This window comes from Simplicispira suum (genome assembly GCF_003008595.1).
Lineage (GTDB): Bacteria > Pseudomonadota > Gammaproteobacteria > Burkholderiales > Burkholderiaceae_C > Simplicispira > Simplicispira suum.
In genome coordinates this window covers 2,265,226-2,276,310 of record NZ_CP027669.1, presented here as the reverse complement: position 1 = coordinate 2,276,310, position 11,085 = coordinate 2,265,226, and the positions used below count along the sequence as shown (strand labels likewise).

The following is an 11,085-nucleotide window of genomic DNA, read 5'->3' as shown; positions in this document are numbered from 1 at the left end:
GGAACCGGAACGCAGCGGCGCTACGTGAGGATTCACGGGAGGACCCGCAACGACGCATCCGGGCCGCGCAGTAGCGCCGCCGCCGGTTAGTAGCGGTAGGTGTCGGGCTTGTAAGGGCCCTGCTTGCTCACCCCGATATACGCCGCCTGCGCGTCGCTGAGTTCGGTCAACATGGCGCCCACCTTTTTCAGGTGCAGGCGCGCGACCTTTTCATCGAGCGCCTTGGGCAGCACGTAGACCTTGCCCACTTCATACGCATCAGGCCGCGTGAACAACTCGATCTGCGCAATGGTCTGGTTGGCAAACGAGGCGCTCATCACAAAGCTCGGGTGGCCGGTGCCACAGCCCAGGTTCACCAGACGGCCCTTGGCCAGCAGGATGATCTTCTTGCCGTCGGGGAAGGTGATGTGGTCGACCTGGGGCTTGATTTCTTCCCACTCGTAGCCTTCAACGGACGCAATGTCGATCTCGTTGTCGAAGTGGCCGATATTGCAGACGATGGCCTGATCCTTCATGGCGGCCATGTGCTCGTGGCGGATCACGTCGCGGTTGCCGGTGGTGGTGACGAAAATATCGGCCTTGTCGGCAGCGTATTCCATGGTCACGACCTTGTAGCCCTCCATCGCCGCCTGCAAAGCGTTGATCGGGTCGATTTCGGTGACCCACACCTGGGCGCTGAGCGCGCGCAGCGCCTGGGCCGAACCCTTGCCAACATCGCCGTAGCCCGCCACGCAGGCCACCTTGCCGGCAATCATCACGTCGGTGGCGCGCTTGATGCCATCGACCAGCGATTCGCGGCAGCCGTACAGGTTGTCGAACTTGCTCTTGGTGACGGAATCGTTGACGTTGATGGCGCGGAACAGCAGCGTTCCCTTGGCCGACATTTCGTTCAAGCGGTGCACGCCGGTCGTCGTCTCTTCAGTCACGCCGATGATCTGGGCCGATTTGCGCGAGTACCAGGTGGCGTCAACAGCCAGCTTGGCGCGAATCGCGGCAAACAGGATTTTTTCTTCTGCGCTGGTGGGCTTGTCGAGCACGGAGAGATCCTTCTCGGCGCGCTTGCCCAAGTGCATCAGCATGGTGGCATCGCCGCCGTCGTCCAGAATCATGTTCGGGCCTTCGCCCTTGGAATCTTTCGCGCCGAATTCAAAGATGCGGTGCGTGTAGTCCCAATAGTCTTCCAGCGACTCGCCCTTGATGGCAAACACCGGCGTGCCGCTGGCGGCGATGGCAGCCGCAGCGTGGTCTTGCGTCGAAAAGATGTTGCACGAGGCCCAGCGCACCTCGGCGCCCAGCGCCTGCAGTGTCTCGATCAGCACGGCGGTCTGGATCGTCATATGCAGCGAGCCGGTAATGCGCGCGCCCTTGAGCGATTGCTTGGGCGCAAATTCTTCGCGAATGGCCATCAGGCCGGGCATCTCAGTTTCGGCGATGCGGATTTCTTTGCGGCCCCAGTCGGCCAGACCGATATCGGTAATGGCGCAGTCGGTGGAAGAAAAGGCGGGATTGCGGGCGTTCATGGTTGGCTCCAAAAGCTGTTTTTTGAAACACCACCTGCCGCGGTTGAGATTTGCAGCCCATCGCACGCAAGGTGGATGAGCGTCGTTGCACAGCGGATCTTGAGCCTGTCGAATTCGACAGACCATTCGGCCCGGCCTCCCGAGCCTCACGCCTGCTTTTGAATTGCGGGACGCTGCAACGCTCCTCGGGAGAAGAACAGCGATTATATCGGCGTGCGCCTTCGCAGGCGCAGCGCCATCGCCAGTGCGCCCGCCAGCAGCACCAGCGAGAAGGCGACCAGAGCCGGCCAGCGCCCGTGCTCCCAGAACCAGCCACCCGCCGATCCCAGCACGCTCGACCCCAGGTAGTAGGCCAGCAGATAGAGCGACGACGCATGCCCCTTGTACTGGTGCGCCAGCTGCCCCACCCAGCCACTGGCGACCGCGTGCGCGACAAAAAAGCCAAAGGTGAGCACCGCGATGCCGCCAATCACCCAGAGCAGCGGCGCCACCAGGGTCAAGAGCACGCCAGCAGCCATCAGCGCCACACCCCCCACCAGCACCGGTGCACGCCCCAGGCGATCGGCCAGCGCGCCGGCCGTAGGTGAGGCAAGCATGCCAAAAAGGTAGACGCTGAAAACAAGGCCGATCTGCGTCTGGTTCAGGTTGTAGGGCGGCAGTGCCAGACGAAAACCGGCGTAGTTGAACAGCGAGACAAAGACGCCCATCAGCGCAAAACCCGAGAGGAACAGCAGCGGCAAGCCGGGCGTACGCAGGTGCTCCATCCAGGCAGCAAGGTGGAACTGCACGCCCAGCGCGCGGCGCGGTCCGGCCACGGCGGCGCCGCTGCTGCGCGGCAGCAGCGAGACGAAGCCCAGCGCCGCCAAGAGCCCCAGCACCCCGATGGTGGCCATGGCCACACGCCAGCCGAACTGGTCGGCCAGCGCACTCATGCCGATTCGGCCCGCCATGCCGCCAAAGGCGGTGCCACCGATATATAGGCCCATGGAGAACCCCAGGCCGCGCGGGTGGATCTCGTCGGCCAGATAGGCCATGGCCACTGCCGGCACGCCGCCCAGCACCACGCCTTCCAGCGCCCGGGCCGCAAGCAGCAGCCCCCAGGTGGGCGCCACCGCCGCCAACAGGTTGCACAGCGCAGCCAAAGCCATCGACGCAAACATCAGTCGCCGCTTGTCGCGCCCTTCCGAGAGCGCACCGGCGACAAAGATCGCTGCGGCCAGGCAACCCGTGCTGACTGAGAGCGCCAGCGAACTGCCGGCGGCGCCCAAGCCGAAATGCGCGGCGAACTCCGGCAGCACCGGCTGGACGCAATAGAGCAGCGAAAAGGTCGCAAACCCTGCCAAAAACAAGGCCCCGCTAATGCGATGGTAGGCAGGCGTTCCCGCTTGCACCCAGGTGCGAGCGGCGGGCGATGAAGCGGATTCCGGCATGGGCGCAACTGTGACATGCGCCGGCCCACCCTGCTCGCCGCGCCCGCCCCCGTAAAATCAGCGCGCTTGCAGACACGCCCACGCCCTGTGCGGCCTGCTCTAACCCGATTCCTGGATCTCCTTTGTCTTACGCCTCTGAAACCCGGCGCCGCCGCACCTTTGCCATCATCTCCCACCCCGACGCCGGCAAGACCACGTTGACGGAGAAACTGTTGCTTTTCTCGGGCGCAATCCAGATCGCTGGCGCCGTCAAGGGCCGCAAGGCCAGCCGCCATGCCACGTCCGACTGGATGGAGATTGAGAAGCAGCGCGGCATTTCGGTCGCATCGAGCGTGATGCAGATGTCCTACCGCGACCATGTCATCAACCTGCTCGACACGCCCGGCCACAAGGACTTCTCGGAAGACACCTACCGCGTGCTCACCGCCGTCGATTCGGCCTTGATGGTGATCGACGCCGCCAACGGTGTGGAAGCACAAACCCGCCGCCTGATTGAAGTCTGCCGCCAGCGCGACACCCCCATCATCACCTTCGTCAACAAGATGGACCGCGAGGTGCGCGACCCGCTGGACATCCTCGACGAAGTCGAGCGCGAGCTCGGCATGCCCTGCTGCCCCATCACGTGGCCGGTCGGCCAAGGCAAGAGTTTTGGCGGCATCATCAACCTGCGCACGCAGACCATGACGGTGTTCACCCCCGGCAGCGACCGGGGGCCGAAAGACTTTGAAGTGGTGCCGCTGGCCGAGGCCGACCGGCTGCGCAAGCGCTTTGGCCAGCCCTTTGACGATGCGCTCGAGAGCATGGAGCTCGCCGTCGGCGCCTCTGCCGCGTGGAACCACGAGGATTTCCTGGCCGGCAAGCTCACGCCGGTGTTCTTCGGCTCCGGCGTGAACAACTTCGGCGTGATGGAAGTGCTGGACGCGGTGGTCGACATGTCGCCCCCGCCCGGCCCGCGCATCAGCACGCTGCTGGTCAACAAGCAGCCGGTGGTCAAGACCGTCCAGCCCGAGGACAAAGGCTTTGCCGGCGTGGTCTTCAAGGTGCAGGCCAACATGGACGCCAACCACCGCGACCGCATCGCCTTCGTGCGCGTGGCCTCCGGCCGCTACCAGCCGGGCATGAAACTCAAGGTGCAACGCACCGGCAAAGAGCTGCGCCCCACCAGCGTTGTCACCTTCATGAGCCAGCGCCGTGAGGCGGTCGAAGAAGCCTACGCCGGCGACATCATTGGCTTTACCACGCACGGCGGCGTGCAGCTGGGCGACACCATCACCGACGGCGCCAACCTGCAATTCACCGGTCTGCCGTTCTTTGCGCCCGAGCTGTTCATGACCGTGATTTTGAAAAATCCACTGCGCACCAAGCAGCTCCAGCAAGGCCTGGCCCAGTTGGGCGAAGAAGGCGCGATCCAGGTCTTCAAACCCGACGTCGGCGGCCCGATGCTTCTCGGGGCCGTGGGGCAACTGCAGTTTGAAGTGGTGCAGCACCGCCTGCGCGCCGAGTACGACGCCGACGTGCGTCTGGAAGGCTGCCAATACACCGGCGCGCGCTGGATCACCGCCAACAGCCCGGCCGAACTGCGCGCCTTCACCGACGCCTACCCCATGCGTTTGTCGCACGACGCGGCCAACGCCCTGGCGTTTTTGTGCACATCGCCGTACGACGTGCGGCTGGCGCAGGAGCGCTTCCCGGAGATCCAGTTTCATCCGCTGCGCGAGCATGCCGGACTCAGCCTCGGCAGCGCTGCCTGATGGAGCCTTCGCTGCAAACGCTGGCTGCGTGGCAGGCCCCCGCCGACTTGCTCGGCGTGTTCACCGACATCGACGACACCCTGACCACCGAAGGGGCCATTACGGCCGAGGCGCTCGCAGCGTTGGGGGATTTGAAGGCTGCTGGCCTGCATGTCATTCCCATTACCGGTCGGCCGGTGGGCTGGAGCGAGCGCTTTGCGGCCACCTGGCCCGTGGATGCAGTGGTGGCGGAAAACGGTGCTGTGGCGCTGCGCCCATCGCCCACAAAAATTTCAGGTGAAATTGGCCTCCAGCGCTTATCTGACAATCGCCAGCAGCTATCAAAAATATACCAACAAGACGCGGCTGTGCGCGCTGCCAACTTCACTGCCATGCACGCAGTGTTGGAGCGTATCGAGCGCGAAGTTCCGCAGGCTCGGCGCGCCCAGGATTCCGCTGGCCGCGAAACCGACATTGCCATTGACCACAGCGAATTTGCGCACCTGCCCCAGTCAGCCATCGATGCGTGCGTGGCCATCATGCGGGCTGCCGGCATGAGCGCGTCGGTCAGCAGCATTCACATCAACGGCTGGTTTGGCGGGCACAACAAATGGGAAGGTGCCCGCTGGATTGTGCGCGAGCTGTTCGGGCGCGATCTGGCGCAGGAGTCGGCGCGCTGGATCTATGTGGGCGATTCCACCAACGACCAGATCATGTTCGAGCACTTCGAGCACAGTGTGGGCGTGGCCAACATTGCGCGCTTTGTGCCGCAGCTGATCCATCTGCCACGCTATGTAACGGTAAACGAGCGCGGCGCCGGGTTTGCTGAGGTGGCGCGGCAGCTTCTGAAGGCCAGGGTCGTGAGTTGAAAATACGTTGAAAAACGAAAAAGGGCGAAATCGTCGTCAGGCAAGGCGCAAACCACAGCGATAGCCGCAGCTATCGCGAGGATGTGCAGCGCGGCATGGCGGCATGGCGGCATGGCGGCATGGCGGCGATTCTCAGCACTATTTTGAGACGAATTTCCAACGCACGACACTAGGGCCTGTTAACACTATGCAAGGGGATCGCATAGTGTTAACAGGCCCTAGCACTGCGAAGCAACCGCCAGACTGAGGCAACACCGCCCGTGGCGCGCGGCTGAACACCGCCGTGTGAACCCAGCCAACCCCTTGTCAAAGCAACGGCCATGCGTTTCTGTGGCCGATGTGCGCAACGAGCGTCGCCACGGTTGACACGACCCCATGACCGGTCGTTTCGGTTTCGCTGGCGCATCGCATTGACTTCTCCCAGAACCCGCTGGCCAGCGGGCGGGCCGACCTCTACCAATAGACCGGCCCAGGTGACATCGGACGGACCGTGCGCGCCCACATCCAGATAGACCACCCTTGGTTATAGCCCGTCACAGGTGGCTGTCTGTTCGCCCCCTCCTCGGTCGAATACTTTTCGGCGCACCCGTGCGACATCTGTCCAGTGCCCCAAAAGAGCCTGGAAGCAGTCAGCGAGACACCAGATTTACAAGTTTTGGGACAAAGCGCCTAGCCATGAGACGCGCGGTGCATAGCAAGAGCGGCGGTTGCCGGCAGCGCGGCCGTGGTAGCTGCGGCGCAGACGAGCCGGTGAACGCCACCGCCATTTTCGGAAAAACTTGAAAACCACGAAAAGGAGACATTCATGAACCACTTCAATGCCCGTCGCCGCATCTGGCTGGCCAGCCTCGGCGCCTGCTTGGGCATGCTCAGCATGGGTGCAGCCCAGGCGGCAGACCCGAGTTACCCCGCCAAGCCGATCCGGATCATTGTCCCCTACCCACCGGGCGGCATTGCCGATGGCACCGCACGCAATTTCGCAGCCGGCCTGGCCTCGAGACTGAAAGGAACGGTCGTGGTGGAAAACCGGGCCGGTGCCTCTGGAATCATTGGCGCCGATGCGGTGGCAAAAGCTCCGGCCGATGGCTACACGCTGTTGTTCACGGTGGTATTGCAACTGGTGGCACAGCGCAAGGACGTCAAGGTGCCCTACGATGCTTTCAAGGATTTCCGACCGATCGTGGGTGTCAGCCAGAATCCGCATATTTTGGTGGCCACGCCCGGCCTGGCCACGAATCTCCCCGATCTGCTCAAGCTGGCAAAAACGCGAAAGATCGCCTACGGCTCGTACGGTGAAGGCACCACCACACACCTCCTGCTGGAATCGCTCAGCCGGGAACGACAGCTGGACATGGTGCATGTGCCTTACAAGGGCGAGGCACCCGTGGTGACCGACCTCATGGGCGGACACGTCCAGATCGGTCTGCTTTCGCCAGGCGCGGCGCGCGAGCATCAGAAAAACGGAACGCTGACGCCGCTTGCAGTGGCCGCGCCCAAACGCAACGAATTCCTCCCGGAAATCCCTACTGCAGCAGAGCAAGGTGTCCAAGGCTTGGAGTGGACTTACGGGCTCGCTGTTTTCGCGCCTGCCGGGGTCCCCGACAAGATTGCGGAACGTCTGAGCGCAGAGGGGATGGCCGTGACGAAAGACCCTGAGTTTCAGGCGCGGGTGCGCGCAAATTCCAATTCACCTTGGTCCGCGACGCCGGCCGAGGTGGCAGCGCAGTTGAGCCTGGAAGACAAAACCTGGAAGGTCTTGACGGCCTCTGAAAAATGACCGCGCCAGCCTCTGTGGCCTTCTCAGGCCTGATGCCCGTTGCGGGTACGCGCGTGGTGGTGGCGGGCGGTTGCGGTGGCATTGGCCGCGCCTTCGTGGCCGCGGCGCAGGCGCACGCGCTGCAGGTGATCGTGCTCGACCTGGAATCGTCCATTCGTGAGAACCCCCCTCCTGCGGGCGTTCAGGCCATCGCCTGCAACGCACTGCATGAGGACGAAATCAAGCATGCGATGGCCCAGGTGCATTCGACGTGGGGCGGTGCGTGCGACGCCTTCGTCAACCTGGTGGGCTACACCCGCGAGCGCACTTTGGTGGAGCACCTTCCCAGTGCCGAGTGGGATGACATCATCTCCGGCACGCTGCGCAGCGCTTACCTGCTGTCGCGCGAAGCGATCCCACTGCTGCGCGCCGGAAAGACACCGGCGCTGGTGCACACCTCTTCGACCTTTGGCGTGCGCGTCGCGCTGCCCGGCTATGGACCGTATGCCGCCGCCAAGGCCGGCGTCATCAACCTGGTGCGCGCCCTGGCCACCGAACTGGCACCGGTGATCCGGGTCAATGCGGTGGCACCTGGTGCGGTCGAAACCGCGTTTCTGAAAGGTGGAACCAGCCAGCCAGAAAAGAGCGTGCGGATCGACGTTGATCAACTGGCACAAGCGGTACCGCTACAGCGCATTGCGCAACCGAACGACATCGTGGGTCCGCTGATGTTTCTGATGGGGCCGGGGTCCGCGTACATGACGGGCCAGACAGTGCATGTCAACGGCGGGTTCTGGTCTTGATCGAATAGCTGATAGGCACTTGCCCCAAAGCAACGGCGAACAAGCGTTCCAACTCAGGGACCGGGCTGCGATGGTTTTTGGCAGATCCGGGACCTGGCATCAGCGCGCGCAAAGCTGCGACAAATCGCTTCACATCAACAACGGGAGTCAGATGGCATGAGCATGTCCACACCTTACCGGCTGCCTGCGGTAGTCACCAGTTTCATTGACGGGCAATGGCAGTCAGCTGGCAGCCACCTGCTGCCGGTGATCAACCCCGCGAACGAAGAAACGATAGCCCAGCTTTCCGAAGCCGACGCCAACGAGACCGCTGCTGCCGTGGCAGCAGCCAGGCGCGCTCACGAGCAAGGCCGCTGGGCCGACCTGCCAGCAACTGAAAAGCAGAGGATCTTCCGCCAAATCGGCGCACTGACGACGCAACATCTGGACGAGCTCGCCTGGCTGGAATCGCTCAATAGCGGCCTGCCCCTGCGCTATGTGCATTCGCGCCAGCTGCCCCGTATCGTGAGCAACTTTTCGTTCTTCGCCGACTGGTTGTCGCAGAACACCGAAAGGGCTGGCGTACAGGACGACAGCTATCTGCGTTACGTGGTGCGCGAGCCGGCCGGCGTGGCAGCCCTGATCTCGCCCTGGAACGCACCGCTGGCTCTGGCCTCGACCAAGATCGCTGCAGCATTGGCCTTCGGCAACAGCTGCGTGGTCAAGACCGCCGAGACCACACCGCTGGCCGTGGCCCGGTTCATGGGCATCCTGACCGAGGCCGGCGTACCGGCAGGCGTGGTCAACCTGATCAATGGCCGTGGCCATATCACGGGCGATGCGCTGGTGCGCCACAAGGACGTGCGGGTCGTATCCTTCACGGGCGGCACAGCCACGGGCCGGGCCATCGCGGCGGCGGCGGCCCCTGGACTCAAGCGCGTGGATCTGGAACTGGGCGGCAAGTCCGCCAACATCATCACCGCATCGGCCAACCTGGACGACGCGCTGGAGGGTGCGCTGACGGCGATTTACACCAACAACGGTCAACAGTGCTTTGCCGGCTCGCGCATCCTGCTCGAACACTCCATTGCCGACGAGTTCCTTCGGCGATTCGCAGAACGGGCACGCACGATCCGCGTCGGCGACCCGCTGGACCGGGCGACCGAGATCGGGCCGCTTGCCAACGAGGCCCACTACGCCAGAGTCCAATCCTTCGTCGGCGCGGCCTTGAACGAAGGCGGCCGATTGCTGTGCGGCGGCCAACGGCCGGCAAAGCTGGAAACCGGTTATTACTTCGAGCCGACCGCAGTCCTGATGCCGTCCAACGACACCCAGGTATGCCAGGAAGAAATCTTTGGTCCCTTTGCCGCTTTTCAGACCTTCGACAACTTCGACGAAGCCTTGCGCATCGCCAATGCGTCGGACTTCGGCCTTGTGTCCTACCTGTGGAGCAATGACCTGGCGCAAGTCAACCAGGCCATGCGTGCCATCAAGGCAGGCGTCGTGCTGGTGAACACACCGATGACGCTGGATCTGCGCTTTCCGTTCGGTGGCTACAAGAACTCGGGCGTAGGGCGCGAGGGCATCGACGGCATGCGCCACTTCTACACAGAGGAAAAGACGGTGACGATCGCGCTCAAACGGCCGGCAATGGAACGACTAGGAATGCCCTGAGCCAGAGGCACATTCGACGCCGTGCGTCACATGGCGCAGCACCCGCAGGCCACCGACATCAGCCCGACGCGCTCGCACTGCCCGCCGGGGGCGCCAGCACCACGCGGTTGCGCCCAGCCTGCTTGCCGATGTACAGAGCCGCATCGGCACGCGCCATCAGCACGTTCAGATCTTCGCCCGGCTGCTGCTGGGCCACGCCAGCGGTGGCTGTTACCCGAACCGCCTGGTTGCCAACCGTTGTGGGCGTTGCGGCCAGCTGGTCGATGAAGCGCTGCATCACCGCACCCGCCTGTTGCACGTTGGCGTCTGGCAGCATCACCGCAAATTCTTCGCCACCGACCCGCGCAGCCATGTCGACACCGCGAAAGGAGCGCAGGCACATCTCGCCTACGGCGTTCAACACCGCATCGCCGCCGGCATGGCCGTGGGTATCGTTGACGCGTTTGAAATGGTCCAGGTCCAACATGGCCAGTGACAGGGGTTCGCTGCGGCGCTGCGCCCGCGCCGATTCGGTCGCAAAGCGTTCAGCAAGCGCGCGGCGGTTGGGCAACCCAGTGAGCAAATCCGTGGAGGCATGGCGCTCAAGTTCGTCCTGCAAAGCCACGCGCCGGGCCACTTCGTCCTGCAGCTCGCGGTTGGCGTCCTGCAGCTGGCGGCGCAACAGGTATTCCTGTCTTTCGGTCTTCTGCTGGCGCAGCGCCGCCGCATAACCCAGCACGGCCGGCAGGGCCACCAGGAAAGCCGTTCCCACCTTGACAAAGACCTCCGTGGTGGTCAGCCACACCCCCAAAGTGGCTCCGACAGCCCCGAACAGCGCCACCGGCGCCGCCAGGGTCACGCGCACCGGCACAAACAGGAACAGCATGAGCTGGATGACCATGATGGCGCCGGTATTGAACGACCGTATCTCTGGACGCAACCCGTAGAGCAGGAAAAAGAAGGGGTAGCCCAGCAAAGCCAGTCCCATCAGCAGGTGTCCGTGCAAGGCCAGCGCGGGCTTGCGCCTGAATGCCTCCACCGTGGCAAGCAACAGCAGAGCGAACACCCCGCGGTACACCGCCAAAACCCAGAAACTGGGCACGGCGCCCAAGGCAAGATAGTCGGGCACCACGAACACGATCATCAAGGCGGCCCAGAGCACCAGGCCCGTGCGCTGCTGCGACAGCACACGGGCAAGCGTGCTTTCGCGAAAGGCCTGCTCCAACGCAGCGTCAACAAACTCGCCACTCAGGGGCGACACCCGCTCGGGCAGCGGGACAACACGCGTTTCGGAATGGGCAGATGGCATGGCTCCCCACATGTTAGGCCCCTATGGAACGTCCAT

At 63.7% G+C, this 11,085-nt stretch carries 8 protein-coding genes and 1 riboswitch; of the genes, 5 read left to right on the top strand and 3 right to left on the bottom strand.

Going from position 1 to position 11,085, the window contains the following annotated elements:
• Positions 1-86: 86 nt before the first annotated feature.
• Entirely contained in the window at positions 87-1,520 is a 1,434-nt protein-coding gene (ahcY, locus tag C6571_RS10580) for an adenosylhomocysteinase (RefSeq protein WP_106446645.1), read from the bottom strand.
• 70 nt (positions 1,521-1,590) lie between these two features.
• Positions 1,591-1,713: riboswitch (S-adenosyl-L-homocysteine riboswitch) on the bottom strand.
• A 10-nt stretch (positions 1,714-1,723) separates the two neighbouring features.
• Positions 1,724-2,950, bottom strand: coding sequence for an MFS transporter (locus tag C6571_RS10575; RefSeq protein ID WP_106446644.1), 1,227 nt, complete (start codon positions 2,948-2,950; stop codon positions 1,724-1,726).
• Between the two features lie 122 nt (positions 2,951-3,072).
• Here C6571_RS10575 and C6571_RS10570 point away from each other — a divergent pair, with 122 nt between their 5' ends.
• From C6571_RS10570 to C6571_RS10550, 5 genes are all read left to right on the top strand, one after another.
• Positions 3,073-4,701 carry a peptide chain release factor 3 gene (locus tag C6571_RS10570; protein WP_106446643.1) on the top strand — a complete coding sequence of 543 codons (1,629 nt, stop codon included), beginning with the start codon at positions 3,073-3,075 and terminating at the stop codon, positions 4,699-4,701.
• Positions 4,702-4,712: 11 nt separating this feature from the next.
• Entirely contained in the window at positions 4,713-5,549 is an 837-nt protein-coding gene (locus C6571_RS10565; protein WP_106448178.1) for an HAD-IIB family hydrolase, read from the top strand.
• Between the two features lie 805 nt (positions 5,550-6,354).
• Positions 6,355-7,326 (top strand): Bug family tripartite tricarboxylate transporter substrate binding protein, encoded by a 972-nt coding sequence (locus tag C6571_RS10560; protein WP_106446642.1) that lies wholly within the window; start codon positions 6,355-6,357, stop codon positions 7,324-7,326.
• Complete coding sequence (locus C6571_RS10555; protein ID WP_245901250.1) at positions 7,323-8,108, top strand: SDR family NAD(P)-dependent oxidoreductase; 786 nt, start codon at positions 7,323-7,325, stop codon at positions 8,106-8,108. The genes C6571_RS10560 and C6571_RS10555 overlap by 4 nt, the downstream gene beginning before the upstream one ends.
• A 156-nt stretch (positions 8,109-8,264) precedes the next feature.
• Positions 8,265-9,761, top strand: coding sequence for an aldehyde dehydrogenase family protein (locus tag C6571_RS10550; RefSeq protein ID WP_106446641.1), 1,497 nt, complete (start codon positions 8,265-8,267; stop codon positions 9,759-9,761).
• Between the two features lie 58 nt (positions 9,762-9,819).
• Here C6571_RS10550 and C6571_RS10545 read toward each other — a convergent pair whose 3' ends face one another.
• Positions 9,820-11,049, bottom strand: coding sequence for a GGDEF domain-containing protein (locus C6571_RS10545; protein ID WP_170094719.1), 1,230 nt, complete (start codon positions 11,047-11,049; stop codon positions 9,820-9,822).
• Positions 11,050-11,085: the final 36 nt, after the last annotated feature.